Origin of the sequence: Bordetella sp. 02P26C-1 (assembly GCF_009763255.1) — a bacterium.
GTDB lineage: Bacteria > Pseudomonadota > Gammaproteobacteria > Burkholderiales > Burkholderiaceae_B > Bordetella_A.
In genome coordinates, this window is sequence record NZ_WSJB01000016.1 from 45,451 (window position 1) to 69,445 (window position 23,995).

The following is a 23,995-nucleotide window of genomic DNA, read 5'->3' on the forward strand; positions in this document are numbered from 1 at the left end:
CAACACTACGAATCTCTTTGCCACCTTTGGCCTCGGTGATACCGCAATCGGTGGTCGCCTTTGCGTGCTTCAGTCGCAAGGGGCAAATTCTGCGCACGGGTGAGTTGCCTGTCGAGCAGCTCGTGTCTGTTTTGTCGGTTCATCATGTCGATGCCATTCTGCATCCCGACGATGCGATTGTGATGACTTTGTCGTTGCCTCCTTTGCCGGGACGGCGGTTGACGGCCGCCGTGGTGAGTAGTGTCGAACCCCTGACGCTTAGCGATGTGTCGGAGCTTTGCATCGCGCACGGCCCGCGCGCTGTCGACGGCAAGGTGTGTGTGGCCTGGGCCGAGCGCGCGCGCATCGCGCGCGTGTGGCATTGTCTGGCCGACGCCGGGTTGAAGGTCGATCGGTTGGTGCCTCATGCCTTGGCATTACCCCCGGGGGATGCACAGCCCGCCCAGCCGTTGGCGTTGCCCGTCGATGAACGGTGGCAGGCTCGGCTTCCGTCCTGGTCCCTGGCGCAACCGGATTGCCGTCCGGCCAATCCGTCGCATCCTTGGCGCGCCGCCGCTTTCTGGATTGGCGCGGCTGTATTGATTTGGCTGTTGGGGTTGAACTTCTACGCGGCGAAAGTGCGTGGCGAAACACGGGCTATTCACGAGGCGATGGACGAAGCCGTACGGACGGCGTTTCCATCGATCCAAGTCGTGATCGATCCGGTGCGACAAGCTCAGAACATGCGGGATCAGCTTCGTATGAACGAGGGAGCAGCAACCAATGACGATTTCATGTCGTTATTGACCGATAGTGCAGCGGCGATGGAATTCGCAGCGGGACAGGTGGCGTCGCTACGCTACGACGCCGGCATGTTGACCGTGGTGTTGGTCGACGGCGACGCACCTCCCGTGAACGAGGCTTCGGTCAAGCAAGCCTTTGCTGCCCGAGGCCTGGAGTTGGTTCGCCGGGACAAGACACAGAACGCCTGGCAGGTCCGTCGCGCCGGCATGGCGCTACGCAGCGAGGAGCGCTCTTGAGTACGCCATTCGAATCCCCAACGTCGCATGCGCACCGACAGGGCAGACAGGTGGTTCAACGCCTGCGTCAGCAGCTCTCGGCGTGGTGGCGCGTGCGCACGCCCCGTGAACAAAGACTGCTGCGCGTCGCGCTGGCGGTGCTCATCGGCGCGCTCGTTTGGAGTTGGGCGATACAGCCAGCTTGGCGCACCATCTCGCTATCGCGCGCGGAATTGCCGCAGCTGCAGGCACAGGCGGCTCGCGTCGAAGGACTGATCCGTGAAACGCGTGCGCTCAAGAGTCAACGAACCGGCGGTGCTGACTACGCGCACCTGACCGAGGAATTGACCTCATCGCTCGGCCGCGCGGGACTCGCGCCGGTCGCGCGCGTGACCGTGGGACCTGACAGCAATGCAGGTGCGGCAACAGAATGGACCGTGACCTTCAATCAGGCTGATGTGGCGCGCGTCATGCAATGGTTGGCGGATCTGCCCCATGTGTTGCATGTTCAGCCTCAGTACGTCGAGCTGGAGCGCTCCACGATCGGCGGTCGGCAACGCGCAGGTAGCGTGAACGGGATGTTGCGCATTGCCATGCCGAAGGAGGCCTCATGATCGGTTTACGTCGAGTGTGGCTAGGGCTGGCATTAGTCGCATTGGCATTGATCAGTGCACTGATCGTCGCGCCGGCACGGTGGATCCTGTTGGCGATCCCTGTGGATGCACCGTTAAGCGTGGTGGCGGCTCGCGGCACGCTCTGGGCGGGAAGCGCCAACGTGATCATTGGGTCGGCGAGTCATCGCCGTATGCTGCCCGATCCTCTGGCGTGGGAAGTGACCTGGCTCCCCGTGCCTCGCCTGCGCGTGACGCATGCGTGGCTGGGCGGGCCCGTCGAGATCTCGCCTGGCTGGCTGGGGTTCAAGATCACGGGGCAAACATTGCAGATGCCCGCTTCCGTACTGGGCGCGGTGGATGCCCGCCTGGCGGCGATCGCCCCGGGTGGGGATCTGCGGGCGTCGTGGCCGCCGCTGACATTCGATTTTCGCGGACGGTTAACGGCTCCATCGCCATTGCACATGGATTGGCGGCAGGCGACTTCCGCGTTGAGCACGGTTCGTCCCTTGGGAAGTTATCGGCTGACTGCTACGCCTGATGACGCCGACGGAATGCGTCTGCAGTTAAAGACGCTGCAGGGCCCTTTAATGCTTGAGGGGGCGGGCAGTATGACCGCTACCACTACCCAATTCGATGGGGTTGCTCGGGTCGAGCCCAACGCCTCCTCAGATATCCGTACACGCCTGACCGACTTGCTGGCCGCCATCGGCCCTGGAAAGAATGATCAAACGCTCTTCAGCATACGCTAGCGCTTCTCTCACCGGTACCGTCATGGAACATTCTTCTGCCGCTTTGCCCACGTACACTGGTCTGCGCCTCGCTTTCATGTTGGCGATGGCAGGTGCCATCGCGGGTTGCGCCGCTCCGTCCGGCACAGTCGGTGACAACAAGGAGACGACACCGTTAATCGTGTACACCTCGACGGGGTCGGCATGGCGGGAAGTGCCCGCTACGCCAACGGAGCCAGCGCCAAATCGCAGCCGTGCGGACACGCCGCCCAGGCGTTCCTATGAACCGGCGCCGCCACGCAGCGTACGACCGCAGGCCATGGCGCCCAGCAGCCCCGGCACAAGTGCTGGCGCGGCAGACGGCGACACCATGCTGAACTTCAATGATGTCGATTTGCAAAGCGTCATTCGAGCGCTGGCGCACTTCACCGGCCGAAACTTTGTGGTCGATCCTCGCGTCAAGGGCAAGCTGACCTTGGTGTCGGAACAGCCGGTGAATCGCGCTACGGCATACTCAATGCTATTGAGCGCGCTGCGTATGCAGGGATATTCGGTGGTGGAGTCTGACGGCGTCACGCGTGTTGTGCCGGAAGCCGAGGCCAAGGTGCAAGGCATGTCGGTGACCAGTGGCCCAACCACTGCGCCTCAGCCGCACAGTGGAGAGCTGATTACCCGCGTTTTTCAGCTGCGTTATGAAAACGCCGCCAATCTGATGCCGGTGCTGCGGCCTATGATCGCACCGAATAATGCCATCAATGTTTATCCAGCCAACAACACATTGGTGATCACCGATTATGCCGACAACCTCAGTCGGATCGCCGATGTGATTGCCAGCATTGATACGCCCGATTCGTTCAGCACCGATATCGTGCCGGTCCAGCACGGCATCGCCTCGGATGTCGCTGGGCTGGTGTCGCAAATGCTGAATGCTCCCGGCTCGCCTCGTGGGTCTCAACCCATTAGCGTCGTGGCCGATCCGCGCAGCAACTCCATCTTGTTGCGTGCGAGTAGTCCGGAAAAATTGGCCCAGGCGCGCACGCTCATCTATCGTATCGATAGCCCTGACACGCGCGCGGGCAATCTGCATGTGGTGTATCTGCGCAATGCCCAGGCCAGCCAGCTTGCCGAGGTGTTGCGAGGTGTCTTGAGCGGACAGAACGCCGAGCGCGGAGCGCAGTCGGGCGAGATAGCGATGAATCCGGCGACCAGCGGATCGCCGTCATCGCCCGCGCCCACGTCGATGGCGGGCCTGGACCGGAATGCCTCGCTTTCTGACTCTGGCTCTAGCCTCGCCAATATGGGCATGGAGTCGTCCGTCAGCACACGGCCGGTGGCATTCACCGCTGGCGGCGCCACGGTGCAAGCCGATCCCACCACCAACACGCTGCTGATTTCCGCACCGCCGCCGCTGTACCGCAGCTTGCGCGAAGTCATCGACCAGCTCGATCAACGGCGTGCGCAAGTGCTGGTGGAAAGCTTGATTGTCGAGGTGACCGACGAGAACAAGGCGATGTTTGGCGTGCAGTGGATGACTGGCGGCAACGGTCTCGGTTCGGACGGATCGACCTTTCTCGGCGGTACCAATTGGGATGGCAGCGGTCTGAATCCGAACGGCGCGACCACGATCGATGCGCTGGCGCAGGGGTTGACGTTAGGCGTGGTCAAGGGATCGGTGAACGTGCTTGGCAAAGAGATCATCAACCTCAGTGTGCTGGCCCGCGCGTTGGAGTCCACTGGGGGCGCGAATATTCTGTCCACGCCGAACCTGTTGACGCTGGATAACGAAGCGGCCAGCATCATGGTGGGGCGCACGGTGCCCTTCGTGACGGGACGCTACACCACCTCGGGCGATGGCGCGAGCAATCCCTTTCAGACGGTGTCGCGCGAAGATGTCGGCCTCACGCTGCGCATTCGTCCACAGATCTCAGAGGGCGGCACGGTCAAGCTCGCACTCTATCAAGAGGTGAGCAGTATCGACACCGCCGCATCGACTACCGCCGGTGGGCTGGTCACCCGCAAGCGGGCGCTCGAGACGAACGTGCTGGTCGATGATAGCCAGATCATCGTGTTGGGGGGATTGATCGAGGACTCGATTGCCGATACCACCAACGCCGTGCCCATTCTGAGCAAGATTCCTCTGTTGGGCAGCCTCTTTCGCTATGAGAGCCGCAGCCGTACCAAGACCAACCTGATGGTGTTCTTGCGGCCGCATATTTTACGCAGTTCGCAAGACAATGCCAGCATTACGCTGGACCGCTACAACCATATGCGTGCCATGCAGAATGGTCTGCCGGAGCGTTCTACGTGGTTTGCACCCAACCTGGGTTCGAGCGTGCTGCCGGAGATCACGCGCAACCCTGGTACGGGCTTGTTGGATTTGCGTAGTGAAGACGCTGCGCCCGCGACACCGCCAGAACCCGCGGTCAAGGTTCAGCCCATACCGCCTGTCAGCGCCAATGTGCCGCGCGCGGCTAACGGGAGCGAACCCCTGTGAAGCCGCGCATTCCTTATGCCTGGGCGCGGGCGCAGCGCGTGCTGCTGGAAACGTCGACGGCAGCGGGAGTTCGGCTGACGATCTCGGAACTGACGCCCGCCTGGGCGCTTGCCGAGATTCGCCGTTGCCATGGTGAACTGCCTCACCAGGTGGTGGCGGACACCGAGTTGGATCTTATGTTGACTGCCGCTTATGCCAAGACGGGCGACGCGGCCACCATCGTGGACGAGGCGGCCAGCGAAGTGGATCTGGATCGACTCATGCAGGAAATCCCCGCAGTCGAGGACCTGCTTGATTCGCAAGACGATGCGCCGATCATCCGCATGATCAACGCGCTATTTACGCAGGCTAGCCGCGACGGTGCGAGCGATATCCACCTCGAAATCTTCGAGACGCATTCGATGGTACGTTACCGCGTTGACGGTATGCTGCGCGATATCGTCAGTCCGCAACGCGCGCTACACAATGCGCTGGTGTCGCGCATCAAGATCATGGCTCACCTCGACATTGCTGAAAAGCGATTGCCCCAGGATGGCCGTATCGCGTTACGCGTCGGCGGCCGTCCCATCGATGTACGGGTCTCGACATTGCCGACGGGGCACGGCGAGCGCGCCGTGCTGCGCTTGCTGGAAAAAGGCAAGGGGCAAAACGACCTCGATCATCTCGGCATGGCCGAGGACGTGCGTGCGCAACTCGATGCGTTGATTCATCGTCCGCATGGGATTGTGCTGGTCACTGGCCCCACAGGTAGCGGCAAGAGTACGACCCTATACGCGGCCATAGGACGACTCGATACCAATACGACCAACATCCTCACCGTCGAGGACCCGATTGAATATGACTTGCCCGGTGTCGGGCAAACGCAGGTCAATAGCAAAATCAACCTGAGTTTCGCCACGGCATTGCGCGCCATTCTGCGACAGGATCCGGATGTCATCATGATCGGGGAAATCCGCGATCTGGAGACCGCGCGCATCGCAGTGCAGGCGTCGCTTACCGGGCACTTGGTGCTGGCTACCTTGCACACCAATGACGCGGTCTCCGCGGTGACACGCTTGATCGATATGGGGGTGGAGCCCTTTCTACTGGCCTCGACCCTGCAAGGCGTGCTGGCACAACGCCTCGTGCGCAAGCTTTGCCCGCAATGCAAGACGCGTTGCGATGTCACGGGTAGCTGGTTGCATCAGGGCTGCCCGGCATGCAATCACACGGGCTTCAGTGGCCGCACGGGCATACACGAGTTGTTTTGCGTGGACGATGCGGCCCGCGCCTTGATCCATGATGGCAGTGACGAACAGGCCTTACGGCAGGCAGCCTTGCATAGTGGCATGCGCAGCCTGCATGAAGACGGGTGGCGCTGGGTGGAGCAAGGCGTGACCACCGTGGCCGAGATATCACGCGTGACGAATGAATCCTAATCCAGCGTTTACGAGACAGCATGCCAGCGTTCCGATATGAAGCCAGCGACGTTCAAGGACGCGTTCAGAACGGCCTCATCGAGGCGGAAAACGAACGCATGGCCAGACAGGCCTTGCGAGGGCGCGGACTCTTGCCTCTGACCTTAAAAGCCGCGCATCCCGCAGCTTCTTCAAAGAGCGCGTTACGTACACACCGGCGGATCAAGGACGCCGAACTGTGCTGGATGACGCGGCAGCTGGCGAGCTTGCTGGGCGCGGGGCTGCCGCTGGATACCGCGCTGAGTGCCACACTGGAACAAGCGCAAGGCCGCCATTTGACCGACGTGTTGGCCAGTGTCCGGGCCGATGTGCGCTCGGGACACCGGCTCGGGCAGGCGTTCGCCGCGCATCCGGTCGAGTTCCCCGCCATCTATCGCGCCCTCATCGATGCGGGCGAAGCATCGGGCGATTTGTCGCGGGTCATGGAGAATCTCGCGGACTATCTGGAGTCGCGCAGCAGCCTGCGTAACAAGGTGCTCACGGCGTTTATCTATCCCGCCATTGTGACGCTGGTATCGATCGGGATCGTGGTGTTTTTGTTGAGTTATGTCGTCCCACAGGTGGTGGGCGCATTCAGTCAAACGAATCAGACATTGCCGCTATTGACGCGCTTTATGCTGGCCGCGAGCGATGCTGTGCGGGAATGGGGGCCGCAGGCAGCGCTGGGCGTGGCGATCGCGCTCGGGCTGTGGCGTTGGCAGCTACGGCGGCCACAGGTCAAGCTATCTTGGCATGCCACCATTCTGAGATTGCCCGTGGTGGGTTATTTTGTCTCTGGCGTGAATACGGCGCGCTATGCGGCGACACTGGCGATCCTGACGGGCGGCGGCGTGCCGCTCCTGGCCGCACTGGAAGCCGCCGGCCGCACGCTGAGCAATGCAAAGCTGCGACAGGCCGCCGATGACGCCACGCAACGTGTGCGGGCAGGGAGTCCGCTGGCGGCCGCATTACAAGCGCAGCGGACGTTTCCCGCGCTCTTGACCTATCTCGTCAGTAGCGGTGAGCGCACGGGGGAGCTGCCGGCCATGTTGCAGCGTGCCTCGCAGACCTTGTCGGCACAGTTAGAGAGACGCGCGATGGCCATGACCGCGCTGCTCGAGCCATTGATGATTCTGATCATGGGCGCGATCGTGCTTGTCATCGTGCTAGCGGTGATGATGCCGATCATCGAGATCAATCAGATGAGTTTCTAAAAGATCAGCGCGATGGCGATGCGCTGGGAGGTTTGGCATCGCTCACGAGGCGAAATCCCACGTGCGACATCGGGCTATAAGGGTCGGCGCCTTGGCGCGCACTTGGCCGATACGACAGGCAGTAGTTGTCGTTGCAGAGAAAGGACCCACCGCGGATGACCCGTTTTGGCGCAGTAGCAGGGACGCCGGGATCAGACGGATCGAAGGATTGCGTGGGGCCTTTAGGATTGTCGATGTCGGTCTTTTGACGAGCCTGGCTCGCAAAGTAATCGGCGCGATACCAGTCGGCGACCCATTGCCAGGCATTGCCCGTCATATCGTGCAGCCCGTAACCATTCGCGGGGAAGGTTTCCGCCGGCACCGTCGCGTTGGCGCCGCCCGCAGCGGGGCTGACCACGGGAAAGCGCTGTGCTTTCGTATCCCAGTAGTTCGCCATACGTTGGCCCTCGGGTTCCAGCTCATCGCCCCACACATAAGTCGCCTGTTCGAGTCCGCCGCGCGCGGCATACTCCCATTCCGCTTCGGTGGGCAGGCGTTTGCCCGCCCACTTGGCATAGGCCGATGCGTCGACATAGCTCACCTGGACCACGGGATGGTCGCCCTTGCCGGCGATGCTGCTGCCGGGCCCTTGTGGCTGACGCCAGTTTGCACCGGGGATGTAGCGCCACCAGCTTGCATAATTGGCCAGATTCACGGGCGCCTGAGTGCCAACAAAGACCATGGCACCGGGTACCAGCACGCCCACCGGCGGGCGAGGTGTGCCGGGTGGCAGTTGGACTCGCACGGTCTCCCAATCCGGCACTTGCTCGGCCGTGGTGACATACCCGGTCTCGCGCACGAACCGCGCAAACTGGTCGTTCGTCACATGCGTGACGTCCATCCAAAATCCGTTGACGCGAACGGGGTGTGCCGGACGTTCATTGGGTTGCGCAAGCTTGCTATCGCTACCCATTAAAAATCTGCCCGGCGGCACCCAGGCCATGTTTATCGGCCCGTTGATGCCATCCCCGATGGTGATGGTGTGAGGGACAGGCACGCTGTTCGCGTCGCGGCTCCAAAGCGCCGTCCCCGCCCATGCCAGCGCCGCCAGAACCACGCCCACGCCCGCCACGCTGGCAGCGAGCTTGCCTCGTTTAGTAAACGCCATACGAAGGCGGGCAGGTGGTGTTCAGGTTATTTTGGACAATCGTCTCGTCCACATGGTTGGTCAGCCCGTCGAGCATGCCATTGACGAAAAAGTCGTAGACACTGGACAGGCCCCAGTTTTGCGCGATCTTGCGCCAGTTCTCCAGGTCCTGGGCATTGACGACGCCGTCGCGGTTGCCATCACCGGGGCATGCTGGCTCCGAGGCCAGCATGCGATCCATGGTCGCGCGCAGCTCGTCATAGATGGCCAACGTGTTGGCATCAGGATTGTTCACCAACAGATTCCGATCCGGCGTATCGAGCAGCGGCACGGGGACTGCTTGGTTGATCTCGTACAGCTCATCGACCACGTCGGTCTTGCGGCCCTGGGTTGTCGGATCGAAATTCTGGGTGGTGTTGCGCACGAGTTTGTACTGATCGTTGCGCACCGCGATGGAGGTCTCCGGCATGATGTCCACCATGTCGCGGCCGGCGTTGTAGAGCGCGCGATTGACGTCTGCGCACATCTTATAACCCTCACCATCGTTTGGAATCACCGATGCGTCGGTATAACCCGGGCCCCAATAGACGCCCTGATTGTCTTCGCACACACCTTTGCTCGTTGGAATTTGCGTGCAGGTCGTGTTGATCACGCACGGCGCGTTTCGGCCACCATTGGCCTGATAGTTCACGCCGCCCATCGTAAAGTTGATATTGCGCAAGCTCGATTGCTCGGGATTGCTCAGGTATGGCAGTAGCGCAACGGAGTCCACGGTGCGCGGTACTTCCTTATGCACATCCAGGCCCGCGATTTCACCGAAGAACTGATACAGATCCACCGCATTGACCATGTGGTCCACTTGGCGGCCGGGCTGCACGACTTGAGGGCCGGCGACGATCAGCGGATCCCACACCCCGGTTTGATATGCGGTGCCCTTGGCTTGCGATCCCACAAAAGGCAGCTTCACGGCCGATCCCAACGTGCCGTTATCGCCCACGATGACGATCACCGTGTTCGAGGCATTCGGATCGTAGATCAAGCTGCCATCCGGAGCGCGGCTCGCCAGACCGGTTTCGACCAAGATGCGGCCGAACTCCTTATCCATGGCCTCGGTCATCTGGTTCTGCAGCTGGCGACCGGTCGCGGTTGCCTGGCAGCTCCACCCATCAGACGCGAAATCCTCGGGGCCATCGACCAGCGACCCAGGGGGTTGTTGCCACGGCGTATGCGCGGCGCTGAAGCTGACCGTGGCCATCCACGGTTTGGCGCCGGACCGGGACTTGATCCATTCGATGGCGGCATCGGCTTCGGTGGTGGTGCGATACTGGCGCGAGCGTGGATCGCTCAGCGGCACTTGTTCCAGATGGTCGCCATCAATGATGACCAGCGGGGACACGTAGTAGCCGTTTTCGCGATTGAAATTCAGGTTCGACGGCGGCGTGCCGCAGGTTTCATCTGGCACAAAGATCCCGCCCGAACTCAGACACTGCAGCCCTGCGGCATCTTGGGATAAGGCGGTACGCGTGATTTCGCGGCAACTGTTGTCGGCCTGATAGCAGGCGCCAGAGTCCGTGCCGCCCGCATGTTTGCCGGGAACAAATCCGCAGGAATACGTGCTCTCCGCGGCGATCCCGCCCGCCGTCGTATCGATCGACCCCGGCAAACCGCCAATCCACCCATAGAAGTAATCCCAGCCCAAGACGCGAGGCGTCATGTTTTCGGCTTCGTTATTCTCGGGCCCCGCCAAATGAAACTTGCCGAACATGCCGTTCTCATACCCGGCGCGTTTAAGCAGTTTCGGCACCGTCACGTCATAAGGCGAGACTTGTGAGTTCGCCAAATCATTCGGGCCGATGGCCTGATAGATATTCGTGCGGAACGGATAGCGCCCGACAAAAAAGGAAGCGCGCCCAGGGGAGCATTCCGGCATGGACCACGTGTTATGAAACCGCAGTCCTGCATTGGCAACCGCACCGATATTGGGCAGCTTTGGCGGCGTGGCGCCACCGTATCCAAACGCGGCCATCTGATCGATGCCGACGTCGTCCATGATCATGAACAGAATGTTGGACGCCTGAGGCGGGCTCGGCGCGGGATCTGACTCATGATGGGAGCCACCGCCATCGCATCCGGCAAGAGCGAGCGCAATCAATCCTGCCAGCGGCAGTGAACATAGCCTATTTTTCAACATGCCCTCTATCGGCTAGAACTGCACAATATCCGGGCCGACGCCTGCTTCCGACGACTTCCCCTGTTTATTTTTTGAATCAATTTGGAGCAGAAGTTTACCGGAGGGGGGGCAATAAGGCACGTCAAAAAAGGTTTTTTCTTGGGAGCGCCAGGCTATACCCAGGTCTAGTCCCGCACGGGCGCCCGGCATTTGAAGGCGTTGCAGGGCATTGCCTGCGCGAGCTGCCACTACGCAGCCAGCGCAGTGCCGACATTACCCCTGATTCGAAAACTCACGCATGATGCGCGCAAACTCGTCGGCCGCGTTATTGATCATGCGGATATAGCGCACGAATAAACCGCTGGGCAGTTGCGGGTCCGTTGCCGAAATCAGGAACTCGGTCGTCACAATGATGTTGTCATTGGCACTGTTGGCATGGATCTTCGCGCCCTTGCAGCGGCCATTCACCATGGAGATAGCTTGCAGAGCGGCAGCGAATTCTTCGTCGCTTTCCAACGGCCAGAAATTCGGAAACACCAGGCGCACGAAATCGGGGTCGTCGGCATCGGCGATCAGGATGTAGTTGCGGCCTTCGACCTTGAAGATCAGGTCGGCCGTCTGCGCGGAGTCATCCCATTGGGCCTGCCCACGGTTAAAGCCCTCGCTGTCGAGCAAGGTCTGGAAATACTGGGTCAAGCCCTCGGCAATACTGCGGCTCATACTGGGTGCTCCTGTGAAAAAAGCGGGGTTCTAGAGTGTGTCTGGCTTTTCGACGGGGCGTATCACGCGAACCGCGAACATCAGCATCGCGATCAAAAATACCAGAAACAATAGTTGGGAAGAGGACGCAAGCGCGCTGTCTCGCCACTGATTCAGACAGTCGGAACTGGGAGGCTGCTGCTGCACGACCTCGGTGCGAGCGCAATCCAGTGTGGTGATTGGCGTTTCGGGCGTTGCGGTGGGTGCATTCGCGTCAAGTTTCCCGCGCTCAAGCCAATACAGATAGGAAAAAGCATCCGTACCCGCCTGCAGATCGCGATGGTCCTGAATTCGCCCGCCGATCTCCAGCAGCACAAAGCTGGCCGTTACGCCCAGTGCGGCATTTCGCAGGCGCTGATGGCTTTCCAGACGGATGTGTTGCGCCTTGCTGACTTCGGCGGCGACATGGCGGCGGCGCGCGCGCACGGTGCTTTCGTAGCTGTTGACCATGTCTTTCATGGCAAAGGCGGCATCCAGCTTGCGCGCGACGCTTTCGGGCGTGAGCGCGGGCGGCTCGCCGCGGCCCAGACGTCCGATCTGCACATCCATATTGGCCTTCATCAGGTCGGCCAGCTTGCTATCGAGTACGGTCTCAATCTTGTCATTGATACTCAGCGCCACGCGTTCGGGCAGGGTCATGCGCCGGGTCGAGAACGCATAGACTGCGCCCGCCGCACTCGCCAAAGCGATGGCCAATGTCGCGCCATCCGGCAGAAAGTGCGTACGCCAGTGCGTCAGCCCTGCTAGCCAAGGCGCCAGCATGCCTGGGGTAAAGTCCAGTCCCGGGTGCAATGACAGCAGCAGCAATGCCGCGAATGCACCAAAGGCCAGCGTGTGCCCGCAGCGGGTGAGGGCAGCGATATGTTTGCTGATCCACACGGGCAAAGTGAAATTCCAGCGATACCACAGGAGGTCGCCCAGATCGCGCGCAGGCGAGCGGTTACCTTCGCTGAGTCTGCGCCGAAGTTCTCCGGGCAAGTTTTGCATCTCCGCCGGGATCACGGGCGCTGCCTCACGTACTTCGTCCAGTAGCCGCCATAACGCGCGCGTCAGGTAGGCGCGTTGCGTGGTCGATAGCGGCAGCACGCCTACCTGACCGAACAGAGCGCGCAGGTCTTCCAACCGGTTGATATATAGCGCGAGATTGGCCTTGCTGCCCGTGATTTTGGCGATCAAGGCGGCGCGTAGCAGGATTCCATAGCGCGCGCCCTCGGTGCAAAAGCACGGGTCAGAACTCAAGATGTCGCGCGACAAACTGGCCACTAAGGATACGCAGTCATTGGTCTCTTTGGGCGGCGCAGACAGTATCAGCAACTTCAAGAGGTCTTCGTTCAACGCCGAACTGCTGGCAATCTTGAAGGAGTATCCGGCGAGGTTGTTATCGATGTTGAAACTGTTGTAGGAATCCGCGCTTTTGAAATCGTTGAGTCCTGGATGCTGCGTTTCTCTGGTGACCCGCGCAGGAGTCGGCGCAATGGATTTGTGGCTCTCAGGCGAAGTCGGCGCGTTCAGATCCGTTCGCGCGGGGCGACGCACCACCACCCGGCCACGGGCGGCGGCCCGCGAAGGCAGCAGGTTCGCTACCGCCGGCCGGTTATTCACCAGAGATGCCGCTCGCGTGGGTTTAGACCGGTTCTCTCGTGTCTCGGGCGGCGGTGTCGCGGCGGCTGGCTCGGCAGGCTGTGCGGCCACATCGGCTGGCGTAGGCGACAAAGCCACGGCAAAGTCCATCTGCCCCGCGTTCGCACCCGTTTCAAAGTAGCAATAGACGCGTTCCTGATAATGGCTATTGGACGCGACCTCCGCATACCACGCTTCCAAGGTCGCCAGCCACTGAGCGACGGCCTGCGCTTCTGTCTTGAGATGATCGCTCATGACGACTGGGATTCGATGAAGGTCAATAGCGCTTCGCGATCCAGCACATGGTCAGCCTGCAGCCGTTCACTGATCGCAACCAGCACATCGCGTTGCGATTCCAACATGGATTTGGCGCGCGCATATTGATCGGCGATCAAGGCTTGCGCCTCGGACTCATCCGGAGAGCTCGTGTGCCAGTTGGGGTGGGATGTACTGAATCCGTAAACCCCAAGTGCGGCTTCGGCGAGCCGGCGCGCGCCGGCCAGATCATTCGTCGATGTGTAGCCGCCGGCACCGGTGCTGACTTCGTCCTCGCCGAACATAATCGCCTCGGCCGCACGTCCGGCCAGCGTGACGCAGATTCGATCGAGCAATTCGCTGCGCGTCAGATTGCGGTCGGCGCTCTTGATGCCCACAAAGCCCAACGCGCCCTGATCGTCCGAGACGACCGAGGCGATTTGCACGTGTTCCCGCAAGCTGGGAATCAACAATCCCAATAACGCATGGCCTGCCTCGTGATAGGCCGTGCGCGCGAGCTGCGGGCCATGCAGGGGCTTACGTGCGGCTTGAGGTGGAATGCTAAAGATTTCGTCTTGAATATCATCGACCGTGATCGCGCGGTTGCCGTCCATGCGCGCACGACGACGTGCGCCGCGTACCAGCAGTTCCACATCGGCGCCGGTCAATCCCAGCGAAAGACCGGCGCATCGCTCCAGGTCTTCCGATGAGATCTCATAAGCATAAGGACGCAGCTTGGCGAGATAGATCGCCTTCAAAGCAGGCACGTCGGGACGACTGATGGGAATGACCCGATCCAGCCGGCCCGCGCGCTTGAGCGCCGCGTCCACATTATCCGCATGGTTCGTCGCGCCAATCACGATGACCTGATCGCGGTCGTCAAAGCCATCGAGTTCGCTGAGCACCGCATTCAAGAATGCCGTATTCCACGATTCGTTTTGTCCGGAGAACTTCTCGCGGTTGCCCAGGCTGTCGATTTCATCGATGAACAGGATGCTGGGTGCTTGCTGACGAGCCGCGGCAAACGTTGCCGACATCAGCTGAATGCACTCATCAAGACCGTTGCCCACCATCCAGTCCTTGACGGGTGCGACCGAGGTAAACGCGATACCGCATTCGAGCGCAATAGCGCGCGCCAGCGTTGTCTTGCCCGTGCCCGGCGGTCCGGCGAACAAGGCACCGCGATCGACTTCCTTCCATTTGATCTTGCTGCGCATGGCGAGCTGTACATCGTTAAAGAGCTGACGCGCCCAGCGCTTTGCCGATTCGACACCATGCAGATCGTCCAGGCGTACGGACGCGCCCGCCGACTGCACCTGTATGCGCTGATCGCCCAACTGGCGCAGGCCCGCAAGCCAGTCGTTTTGATCAGACAGCGTATTGACGCATAACAGTTCTTGTGGCCCGATTGCGCTGGCCCAGGCCGATGACACCGCACTGACATCCACATCGGGATATCGGCTCTTTGCATACTCGATCAAACGCTCAGCATTCATCATTGGAATACTGAGATAGCCATCGCTACGCACCAGCGAGCGGAACTCGCGCGGCAGTTGATTGCGCGATGTGCAGAACAGAATCATGCCGAACGCGCGCTGTTCGGCCATGCGGATCACCAGATCCTGGAAATTGGACGACACGCGCGTGTCGAGCTGATAGGTGTTTAATGCCGGGCACAGGTTGGCCAGCGCGTTGCGCAAGTTCTTCGCGTAATGCGGAAACGGGTTTTCGACGATGAATACCGGCAGCAGCGCGTTAACGCTCAGGCGTTCCTGAATTTGCTGCGCGACCGGCATAACGAAAAATTCCCACACGTCTTGCGTATTGGGATCCATCGGTTCGTTGGTGTCGTGTACTGATGCAGGGTCGTCGGGCGCCCGGCTTAACCCTGGCAATGCATTGCGGCGCAGCCGCGCCATCAGGTGCTCGGAGACGGCGCGTGGCGAACCCGGCGCAGCGACGGTCACGGCGGGCGAGCTGTCGGTTTCGGTGGTAGACGGCGCGGTCAGCGGCGGAGGAGGCGTATGGGTCGCAGGTGTATCGGTCTGTTTGCGACGGGCCGCGAGCTGACGCAGCAACGTTGACTGGACTTCACTCGGCTGCCGTGCAGGCTGCGCCTGTGGCGTTCTGTCGCGGGGAGAGGCGGGTGAATCGTCAGATGCGGGCGGCTCCGCGGGGCGAAGGGGCGCGGCTGGCGCCGATTTACCCGTTGGCTTGGCTCCCGTGCCGCGAAGCCAGTCAGTGATGCGACCCAAACAACCTCCCATTCTGGTGATTCCTGCATCGTCGGGGCCTCAACATAAGGCTGAGATGCGTCGACGTTGCGTAACATCCGTTACACGAGGGGGCTATTAAACCTTAAAACCGTTATGCCGCAAAGGCACGCCAATCAAGCGGCGCGCATGACGACTTGTACAATGGCCGCCCACTCAACAAGGGTCTAGGCATGGTTAGTCAGCTAGTGGAAGTAGGGTCGTGGCTGCTGGAGAATCCCGCGCGTCTGCTCGTCCTGATCTCGATGATCGTGACGTGGTGTGTGGGAGTGGCGGAATATAACGGGCGCCGCTCCGGGGGTTCGGGTTGGCTGACGCTGGCGCGTCTGGTAACTGGTGCTGTCTTTACGCTGTTTACGGCTATTGTGGCCGGGTTCTACGGCGGAGTGGGCGCTTTTTTCGGTTATCTCGCGATCCAGGTCATGGTATCCATCGTCACTCCCATTGTCTGGCTCGAAAAGATGTAGGACAGGGCATGGCGCACCGATGTCGATTCGCGGTGCGCGGGGCGCTGTTATTGACGTCGCACCATCCAAGCCTCACAGCTGGCTTTAAGCTGCATCCCTTTACAATCGCCGTGTCCTCGCCCGCTCCGGGCGTGTCTCCCACTGATATTGCCGAACGCCTGTGACCACCTGGGCATAATGCGCTTCACCATCGGCCGCGGCAGTCTTTCTTCATAATGGATCGATGACTTCTCTGCGAATCTTGACCGTCATTCTCGCCTGTCTGGCGATGTTGGGGCCCTTTGCGACTGACGCCTATCTGCCTTCCTTCATCAGCATCGGCAACGAGTTTTCGGCGAGTCCGTCGATGGTGCAGCAAACGCTTAGCCTGTATCTGATTGGGTTCGCGGTCATGAGTCTGTTTTGGGGCACCTTGTCCGACAGTTTCGGTCGCCGCCCCATCATCATCCTCTCGCTCGTGCTATTTGGCATCGGCTCGATCGGCTCGGCGTTCGCACCGTCATTCGGCTGGCTGTTGTTCTTTCGCGTGCTGCAAGGTTGCTCGGCCGGAGCCGGACGAGTGGTCGGCCAGGCACTGGTGCGTGACCGGTTCAGTGGGGCCGATGCACAGCGGCTATTCGCGAATATCACGATGGTCTTTAGCCTCGCGCCGGCCCTCGCCCCAGTGGTTGGAGGCTATCTGGATGCGTATGCCGGGTGGCGGTCAACTTTTATCCTGTTGGTCGTCTTGACCGTGGTGCTGCTCGCCGTTTGCTGGCGTCATTTGCCCGAAAGCCTGCCGCCCGAGGCGCGTCAGCCGTTGCGCCTGGGACCGATATTTCGCAACTATCTGCAGGCCTTGCGTCATCCGCAATTTCTCTTAGCCGTATTAGGCGTGGGCTTTGCGTTCTCCGGCTTTGCGCTGTATATCGCTTCGGCGGCCCGTTTCATCATGGGCATACTGCAGCTGCCGGAGACGGCATTCGGCTGGCTGTTTATCCCCTTCATTCTCGGGATGGTGGGCGGCTCCATGCTGAATTCCAAGTTGGCGGGGCGTGTCCCGGCCGGCGCGATGATCCGGTGTGGGTTGATCGTGATGGCCTGTGGCGCGTTGTTCAACCTGGTCTACAACAGCTTTTGGCAGGCCACCGTGCCCTGGGCAGTAATGCCGATATTTGTTTACGCGCTGGGGATGTCCATGGCGCTGCCGAGTATGACCGTCATGGTGCTTGGCATCTTTCCGCATATGCGCGGCTTGGCGTCGTCCTTGCAAAGCGCGGCCCAAATGACGATTTTCGCCACGGTATCGGGCGTCATCGCGCCCTTGCTGTTCGAGAGCGCGCTGTTGCTCGCCAGCGGCATGGTTGGCAGCGCCGTGCTCTGTATCGGATTTTGGACGGCGAGCAGGCACGTGGCACATCGATCCCTAGCCGCAAAGAAATAAGCAGCCGCGATCGGTATGATCGAAGCTTAAGTGCACCGCCGTGGTTCATGCGCCGCGACACCGCGTTGTGCTGGACAGTGCTATTTTTAATGCTTGAATAAAGAATTCAAATCCGCGGCCGTCGTCAACGGCGGCCCGTTTCCATAAAAAGGAGTGAGTATGGACCTGGGAATCGCAGGCAAGACGGCCTTGGTAGGGGGAGCGAGCAAAGGCCTGGGCTATGGGTGCGCGCTGGCGTTGGTGCGTGAAGGCGTCAACGTCGTCATTGTCGCCCGGGGCGCCGAGGCACTGGAGTCGGCGCGGGCTCAGCTTTTGCAGGAACGCGCCAATCCCGATTCGTTCGTGAAGGCGGTGGCCGTGGATATCACCACGCAGCAAGGCCGCGAAGCCGTATTCTCCGAGTGCCGCGACTACGACATTGTCGTCACCAATGCCGGCGGCCCGCCGCCAGGCGATTTTCGTGACTGGGACCGCGATCAATGGATCAAGGCGGTGGACGCCAACATGCTGACACCGATCGAGCTCATCAAGGCGACCGTGGACAGCATGGCAGAGCGGGGTTTCGGTCGCATCGTGAACATCACCTCCAGCGCCGTGAAGGCACCCATCGATATCCTGGGGTTATCCAATGGCGCGCGTAGCGGTTTGACCGGCTTTGTCGCTGGCGTGGCCCGCAGCGGCATCGCGGCAAAGGGCGTGACCATCAACAACCTGCTGCCCGGTTCATTCGATACCGACCGCTTGCGCTCGAACATCGCGCTGACCGCGTCGAAAACGGGCAAGAATGTCGAGACGGTCCGCGATGCGCGCACGGCGACCATCCCGGCGCGGCGCTTGGGTAATGCCGAAGAGTTCGGCGCGATCTGCGCGTTTCTGTGCAGCGTGCAGGCGGGGTATATCACCGGGCAAAACGTGCTGGCCGATGGCGGCGCGTATCCGGGGACTTTCTAGTATCGGCTCGCTTTATTCAACGGCCAACCGCAGCGGCGCACGATTCCCATTGCGGCTGGCCGCCGGGCAGGCGACGATGCGGCCCGCGCGACTACCGGGTCAGGTTAGCGCTTTGACCTGAGCTTCCAACCGGGCTTTGAGATCGGGCGCCAACTGCAATTGGCGCGCGAGTTCATCCAGATAGGCGCGTTCCATAAAGCTCTCCTCGTCGACCACGAGCAGGCTTGCGAGATACATCTCGGCGGCCATCTCGGGGCTTTTCGCGGCGGCGGCGATCGCGGCGGGATCCAGCGGGCGGGCCAGCTCCGATTCGAGCCACTGGCGGTCGTTCGCATCGCTGGAAAGCTTGGCGAACTCGGTCTCGAGTAATTGTTTCTCTTCTGGCCCGATGTGGCCATCGGCCTTGGCGGCCGCTACCATTGCCGTGAGTACGGCCGTGCTGTGCTGTTCGAGCTGCGGTGCAGGCAGACGGGCGAACGCCTCGGGCGTGACGGGGGCGTCAGCGGCGGGGGCGTGGCCCCCGGGGGTCCCAGCTTGTTGTTTTTGCCAGTCGCCATAAGCGCGATAGGCCAGGGCGCCCAACGCTGCCAGGCCGCCATACATGGCAACTTTGCCGCCGACCTTGCGTACCTTTTTGTTGCCCAACAGCAGACTTAGTGCACCCGCGCCCAGCGCGCCGCTGCCCAGGCCAGCCAGGAAAGGCGACGCTTTACCGTCGGAGGTCGCCGACTGCACGCGCGTACTCGCGTCGCGAGCGAGGCTTTGGCCGGATTGCAAAAGTTGTTCGAGTAACTGGCGGGCGCTCATCTGGCTCTCCTTGAGACTGGCACGAACTCGTCAGACCGGCGCTTGCTGGCGAAGTTCAGTTTCCCGACAGCGATATTGTGGGCGTGTGTGACGGCTTGAAAGAGAAAAGGCAGCCATCTGACTGCTCTCCGAAAGTTGGACGGTCATCCAACCCTCGGCGTGCCGTTCAGATGGCTGCCACTTGTGTGCAATGCCGACAGGCTTATTCCATGCCCGGGGTCACCGTCGAAAAGCCTGCGTCCACGTGCGTGATCTCGCCCGTTACGCCCGCGGCCAGATCCGACAGCAGGAAGGCCGCGACATTGCCGACTTCCTCGATCGTGACGTTGCGGCGCAAGGGGGCGTGCGCTTCGACGAACTTCAGGATCGACGAGAAATCCTTGATACCGCTGGCGGCCAGCGTCTTGATGGGCCCTGCGGAAATGCCGTTGGCGCGGATGCCGCGCGGGCCAAGCGCCGAAGCCAGATAGCGCACGCTGGCTTCCAGCGAGGCCTTGGCCAAGCCCATCGTGTTGTAGTTCGGCACTACGCGTTCGGCGCCCAGGTAGGTCAGCGTCAGCACCGAGGCTTTACGGCCTTCCATCAAGGGCAGCGCTGCCTTGGCCAGGGCCGGGAAGCTATACGCCGAGATGTCGTGCGCAATGCGAAACCCCTCGCGCGACAAGCCATCGAGAAAATCGCCCGCGATGGCTTCGCGAGGGGCGAAACCGATGGAGTGCACCAGCCCGTCCAGACCGTCCCAGCGTTTGCCGAGCTCGGTGATCGTGGCTTCGATCTGGCTATCTTCGGCCACATCGCAGGGCAGCACGATGTCACTGCCGAACTGAGCGGCGAATTCGCCCACGCGGTCCTTGAAGCGCTCACCCACATAGGTGAAAGCCAGTTCTGCGCCTTGCTGATGGCAGGCCTGGGCGATGCCATAGGCGATGGAACGGTTGGAAAGCACCCCGGTGACGAGGATGCGTTTGCCGGCGAGAAAGCCCATGAGTCGTGTCCTTAGAGTTCCGTACGGAAAGGCCGCTATTTTAAGCGTAACGCTTAGCCGCGCGTCCCAGTGCCCGGCACGCGCAACTGCGCGCCGACTTTGAGCTTGCTGCTCTTGAGGTTGTTCAAGGCCTTGAGCGCATCAACCGAGGTGCCATATTGTCGGGCCAGGCTCGTGAGGGTGTCGCCCGAGCGGACCTTGTGGTTGCGCACATTGGGCCGTTTGGTCGGCGTCGCACGCCCGGCCCGCGTAGCCTTGGGCATCGCGCCCACCGGCGTCTCCAGCGAGGCCAGCTGAACGCCTCCCTGCGGGGCGGCCGGAATCAGCAGGGCCGATCCGCTGGCGACCTTGGTGCGCTGGCCCACGCCGTTGGCGCTGCGCAGCGCCGTCTCTGTCACGCCAAAGCGCTTCGCGATCGCGGCATACGATTCGCCACGGCGCGGCTGATAGACCTTCCAGCTGGTCAAATCGCCTTTGTAGGCTTGCAGATTGGCGTTGAATTTTTCCACCCGATCGGCCGGCAGCAGCAGCGTCGGTTGGTGCTCGGCCCGGATGACCGGCCGGTTATACGACGGATTCAGCGCCTTGAATTCCTCCAGCGGCATTTCCGCCAGACGAGCCGCCAGCTCCAGGTCGATATCGCGCGTTTTGCGCACCATGGCGAAGTACGGCGAATTTCCGACATGGGGCAGTGCCACCGCGTATTTTTTCGGGTTGGAGATGATATTCTTGATGGCCTGGAGCTTGGGCACGTAGTTACGTGTTTCCTCAGGCATATTCAGCGACAGATAGTCCGTCGGTAGCCCGGCCGCTTCGTTCTTGGCCACGGCGCGCTGCACGGAGCCTTCGCCCCAGTTGTAAGACGCAAGGGCCAAATACCAGTCGCCCTGCATTTCAAAAAGCTTTTCCAGATAATCCAAGGCCGCGTAGGTCGAGGCAATCGGATCGCGCCGCTCGTCGCGCCACCAGTCCTGCTTGAGGTTGAAATACTGTCCCGTCGCCGGCACAAACTGCCATAGGCCCGAAGCTTGCGAACGGGATAACGCGGTCGGGTTGTACGCGCTCTCGACGAAGGGCAATAGCGCCAGCTCGGTCGGCAGACCACGGCGGTTGATTTCTTCGACGATGAAATACAGATACTTGCCAGCGCGCTCGGCCATGCGTTGCACCGATTCCGGATGGGCGGCGTAATACGCGGTCCATTCCTCGGCAAGCTGGGTATTCAGATTGGGGATGGCGAAACCGCGGCGGATGCGGTCCCAGGCGTCCCTGGGCGGGCTGGTCAGGTCGACGGTACGGGACGTATCGGCTGCGACGTACTGTTGCTTGTTGTCGGGCGAGGTCGCCGTTGTCGCCGGATTGCGCTGGGTGCCGGCGCAGCCGGCCAGGATGGCGAGAACAACAGGTAGCAGAAGTCGTAGCAAATTCATCGGGTCATTGTCACTTGAAGTCGTTTTTCCATTCACGCAACGCGGCGAACGCGGCTACCGGCGTATCCAACGCATGCCCAGCTTGCCGAGCGGCGGCTTGAACGACAGCGCCGACATCGGTGCGCAAGAACGGATTGGTTTCCAGCTCTAGCGCCATGGTGGTGGGCACGGTGGGACGGCCTTGCTCGCGACACTGCTGGGCCCGCTGATACCACTGTTGCAAAGCCACGTTGGCAGGCTCGACTGCCAAGGCCCAACGCAAGTTGGACAACGTGTACTCGTGCGCACAGCAGACCTGCGTATCGGCGGGTAAGGGTGTGAATTTTGCCAGAGAGGCGTGCATTTGTGCGGGTGTGCCTTCAAAAAGTCGCCCGCAACCCCCGGCAAATAGGGTATCCCCGCAGAATAACACGGGAGAATCGAGTCCCTGGATCTGGCCGAAATACGCGATGTGTCCGGCGGTATGCCCGGGAACATCCAGAACTTTTAGCTCCAGCCCCACCTGGGGCAAGCTGACGCGATCACCCTCTGCCAGCCGCACATCGCAATGCGGCAAGTGTTCACTGGCTGGACCATAGACCGTGGCCTGGCTCTGCGCGATCAGTTCCAACACCCCGCCGACATGGTCGTTGTGATGATGGGTGAGTAGAATGGCGCGCAGTTGCAGTCCGCGCTGCGCCAGGTATTCGAGCACCGGGCCGGCCTGACCCGGATCCACCACCACGGCATCATTGCCGCGCACAATCGCCCAGATATAGTTATCGGAGAAGGCGGGTAGGGGCAGCAGCGTGCCGTCACCATCCGTCGCGGGTAAGTTTTGCATCATATGAGGACGTCGCCGTGACCGAGGAAATTCCGCCGATTGTAGAACTAGCCGAGTGGTTTCAGACACCCCCGGGGCAATATGTCCTGGCGTGGGAGCGCGAGCAGTTCGACAAGATTGTCGCGGATGTCTTTGGCTATTACGCCTGGCAAGTCGGTTTGGCCGACTTCAATCTGTTGCATGACAATCGCATGCCCTTTAAAGGCTGGGTCGGCGCGCAGATGCCCTCGGACTCGCAGAAAGCGCTCTGGCAGGGCTGCGTAGTGGCGCAGCCGGACGCGCTGCCCTTCGAGACGCAGAGCGTCGATCTGCTCGTCTTGCCGCACGCCTTCGAATGCACCGATGCGCCGCATGCCGTGCTGCGCGAAGCCGAGCGCGTGCTAGTCCCAGAAGGCCGCCTGGTGGTGTCCGGATTCAATCCATGGAGCCTGTGGGGCGCGCGTAACGCCACTCCAGGCATGGAGCCCTGGCTGCCGCGCCCGTTTTCATCTCAGGTATCCTTGCCACGCTTAAAGGACTGGCTCAAGCTGATGTCCTTCGATGTCGAGCCGGGCCGTTTCGGCTGTTACGCGCCGGCGTGTCGCACCGAAAAATGGTTGCAACGCTGGAGCTTCATGGAAGCCCACGGAGGCCGCTGGTGGGCGTTCGGCGGCGCGGTCTACGTCGTGTGTGCGGTCAAGCGCGTGGCCGGGATGCGTCTGGTCGGCGCGCCCTGGAAATCCAAAAAGCGCCGGCGACGCGCACGTGTTGCGCCCGTGGTCGTGAACCGCCAACCCGGTCCTGACAAACTCTGAACGAGACGCCATGCTCGCGCTCGGTCTGATTCAACAGTAGGATTCATGCAAAATCATCAAGATAATCGCCCACAGGTCGAAATGTGGACAGACGGCGCCTGTAAAGGGAATCCGGGCCCGGGTGGCTGGGGCGTACTCATGCGCGCCGGTTCGCACGAAAAAACCATGCATGGCGGAGAAGCCGGCACGACCAATAACCGCATGGAGCTGCTCGCCGTGATCGAAGGCCTGCGCGCGCTCAAACGTCCGTGCGAGGTGATCATCCACACGGATTCCCAATATGTCATGAAAGGCATGACGGAATGGCTCGTCAACTGGAAGCGGCGGGGCTGGCTCACCGCGGACAAAAAGCCCGTGAAAAATGCCGAACTCTGGCAGGCGCTGGACGAACAAGTGGGGCGTCACCAAGTGCAATGGCGCTGGGTGCGCGGGCATGCGGGCGACCCTGGCAATGAGCGCGCCGACGCGCTGGCCAATATGGGTGTAGAGAGCTTGCGCAAGGCCAGCTGAAACGCTTTGCGTGCCGGGCGAGTCACGACAGGCCGACGCAATCCGGCGCTGCAACTGAGCCGTTCGACGGCCCCCATGCCGATAACACCCCCCCGGGAAATCAGGCTCGAGATCGGGG

General features: G+C 61.3%; 20 protein-coding genes. 11 read left to right on the plus strand and 9 right to left on the minus strand.

The features are described 5' to 3' along the window. Nucleotides 1–17: 17 nt before the first annotated feature. The 6 genes from gspL to gspF are packed head-to-tail and all read left to right on the plus strand — an operon-like array spanning nucleotide 18 to nucleotide 7,484. The gene (gene gspL / locus GOQ28_RS09185; RefSeq protein WP_160356246.1) at nucleotides 18–1,019 is read left to right on the plus strand and encodes a type II secretion system protein GspL; all 1,002 of its coding nucleotides are present in this window, start codon (nucleotides 18–20) and stop codon (nucleotides 1,017–1,019) included. After that, a complete protein-coding gene (gspM, locus tag GOQ28_RS09190) occupies nucleotides 1,016–1,612 on the plus strand; it encodes a type II secretion system protein GspM (protein WP_160350959.1) in 597 nt (198 codons plus the stop codon). Before gspL ends, gspM begins: the two co-directional genes overlap by 4 nt. Beyond that, complete coding sequence (gene gspN, locus GOQ28_RS09195; protein WP_160350958.1) at nucleotides 1,609–2,361, plus strand: type II secretion system protein N; 753 nt, start codon at nucleotides 1,609–1,611, stop codon at nucleotides 2,359–2,361. Before gspM ends, gspN begins: the two co-directional genes overlap by 4 nt. A 22-nt stretch (nucleotides 2,362–2,383) precedes the next feature. After that, complete coding sequence (gene gspD / locus GOQ28_RS09200) at nucleotides 2,384–4,834, plus strand: type II secretion system secretin GspD (RefSeq protein WP_236844294.1); 2,451 nt, start codon at nucleotides 2,384–2,386, stop codon at nucleotides 4,832–4,834. Next, entirely contained in the window at nucleotides 4,831–6,252 is a 1,422-nt protein-coding gene (gene gspE / locus GOQ28_RS09205; RefSeq protein ID WP_160356247.1) for a type II secretion system ATPase GspE, read from the plus strand. The genes gspD and gspE overlap by 4 nt, the downstream gene beginning before the upstream one ends. Before the next feature lie 20 nt (nucleotides 6,253–6,272). Continuing rightward, a complete protein-coding gene (gspF, locus tag GOQ28_RS09210; RefSeq protein ID WP_160356248.1) occupies nucleotides 6,273–7,484 on the plus strand; it encodes a type II secretion system inner membrane protein GspF in 1,212 nt (403 codons plus the stop codon). A gap of 4 nt (nucleotides 7,485–7,488) precedes the next feature. Here gspF and GOQ28_RS09215 read toward each other — a convergent pair whose 3' ends face one another. The 5 genes from GOQ28_RS09215 to GOQ28_RS09235 all read right to left on the minus strand — a co-directional run bounded on the left by GOQ28_RS09215 (nucleotide 7,489) and on the right by GOQ28_RS09235 (nucleotide 15,492). After that, a complete protein-coding gene (locus GOQ28_RS09215; protein WP_160356249.1) occupies nucleotides 7,489–8,631 on the minus strand; it encodes a formylglycine-generating enzyme family protein in 1,143 nt (380 codons plus the stop codon). Then, the gene (locus GOQ28_RS09220; protein WP_160356250.1) at nucleotides 8,618–10,801 is read right to left on the minus strand and encodes a sulfatase family protein; all 2,184 of its coding nucleotides are present in this window, start codon (nucleotides 10,799–10,801) and stop codon (nucleotides 8,618–8,620) included. Before GOQ28_RS09220 ends, GOQ28_RS09215 begins: the two co-directional genes overlap by 14 nt. 252 nt (nucleotides 10,802–11,053) lie before the next feature. After that, the gene (locus tag GOQ28_RS09225; protein WP_160350952.1) at nucleotides 11,054–11,500 is read right to left on the minus strand and encodes a hypothetical protein; all 447 of its coding nucleotides are present in this window, start codon (nucleotides 11,498–11,500) and stop codon (nucleotides 11,054–11,056) included. Between the two features lie 30 nt (nucleotides 11,501–11,530). Then, nucleotides 11,531–13,414, minus strand: a complete 1,884-nt coding sequence (locus GOQ28_RS09230) for a hypothetical protein (protein WP_160356251.1) — start codon at nucleotides 13,412–13,414, stop codon at nucleotides 11,531–11,533. After that, the gene (locus tag GOQ28_RS09235; protein ID WP_160356252.1) at nucleotides 13,411–15,492 is read right to left on the minus strand and encodes an AAA family ATPase; all 2,082 of its coding nucleotides are present in this window, start codon (nucleotides 15,490–15,492) and stop codon (nucleotides 13,411–13,413) included. Before GOQ28_RS09235 ends, GOQ28_RS09230 begins: the two co-directional genes overlap by 4 nt. Before the next feature lie 368 nt (nucleotides 15,493–15,860). Between GOQ28_RS09235 and GOQ28_RS09240 the strand changes: the two genes are divergently transcribed. The 3 genes from GOQ28_RS09240 to GOQ28_RS09250 all read left to right on the plus strand — a co-directional run bounded on the left by GOQ28_RS09240 (nucleotide 15,861) and on the right by GOQ28_RS09250 (nucleotide 18,528). Beyond that, nucleotides 15,861–16,154, plus strand: a complete 294-nt coding sequence (locus GOQ28_RS09240; RefSeq protein WP_160356253.1) for a hypothetical protein — start codon at nucleotides 15,861–15,863, stop codon at nucleotides 16,152–16,154. Nucleotides 16,155–16,377: 223 nt separating this feature from the next. Further along, the gene (locus GOQ28_RS09245) at nucleotides 16,378–17,577 is read left to right on the plus strand and encodes a multidrug effflux MFS transporter (RefSeq protein WP_160356254.1); all 1,200 of its coding nucleotides are present in this window, start codon (nucleotides 16,378–16,380) and stop codon (nucleotides 17,575–17,577) included. A 159-nt stretch (nucleotides 17,578–17,736) separates the two neighbouring features. Beyond that, on the plus strand, nucleotides 17,737–18,528 hold the full coding sequence (locus GOQ28_RS09250; RefSeq protein WP_160356255.1) for an SDR family oxidoreductase: 792 nt from the start codon (nucleotides 17,737–17,739) through the stop codon (nucleotides 18,526–18,528). Between the two features lie 99 nt (nucleotides 18,529–18,627). Here GOQ28_RS09250 and GOQ28_RS09255 read toward each other — a convergent pair whose 3' ends face one another. From GOQ28_RS09255 to gloB, 4 genes are all read right to left on the minus strand, one after another. Continuing rightward, on the minus strand, nucleotides 18,628–19,335 hold the full coding sequence (locus tag GOQ28_RS09255; RefSeq protein ID WP_160356256.1) for a tellurite resistance TerB family protein: 708 nt from the start codon (nucleotides 19,333–19,335) through the stop codon (nucleotides 18,628–18,630). Nucleotides 19,336–19,537: 202 nt separating this feature from the next. Then, nucleotides 19,538–20,320, minus strand: coding sequence for an enoyl-ACP reductase FabI (gene fabI, locus GOQ28_RS09260; RefSeq protein WP_160350946.1), 783 nt, complete (start codon nucleotides 20,318–20,320; stop codon nucleotides 19,538–19,540). A 53-nt stretch (nucleotides 20,321–20,373) separates the two neighbouring features. Next, the gene (locus tag GOQ28_RS09265) at nucleotides 20,374–21,750 is read right to left on the minus strand and encodes a transglycosylase SLT domain-containing protein (RefSeq protein WP_160356257.1); all 1,377 of its coding nucleotides are present in this window, start codon (nucleotides 21,748–21,750) and stop codon (nucleotides 20,374–20,376) included. 10 nt (nucleotides 21,751–21,760) lie between these two features. Next, nucleotides 21,761–22,573, minus strand: a complete 813-nt coding sequence (gene gloB, locus GOQ28_RS09270; RefSeq protein WP_202109683.1) for a hydroxyacylglutathione hydrolase — start codon at nucleotides 22,571–22,573, stop codon at nucleotides 21,761–21,763. Nucleotides 22,574–22,590: 17 nt separating this feature from the next. Between gloB and GOQ28_RS09275 the strand changes: the two genes are divergently transcribed. Both GOQ28_RS09275 and rnhA read left to right on the plus strand, forming a co-directional pair. Next, complete coding sequence (locus tag GOQ28_RS09275) at nucleotides 22,591–23,367, plus strand: methyltransferase domain-containing protein (RefSeq protein WP_160356259.1); 777 nt, start codon at nucleotides 22,591–22,593, stop codon at nucleotides 23,365–23,367. A 45-nt stretch (nucleotides 23,368–23,412) separates the two neighbouring features. After that, a complete protein-coding gene (gene rnhA, locus GOQ28_RS09280; protein ID WP_160350942.1) occupies nucleotides 23,413–23,877 on the plus strand; it encodes a ribonuclease HI in 465 nt (154 codons plus the stop codon). The last annotated feature ends 118 nt before the right edge of the window (nucleotides 23,878–23,995 follow it).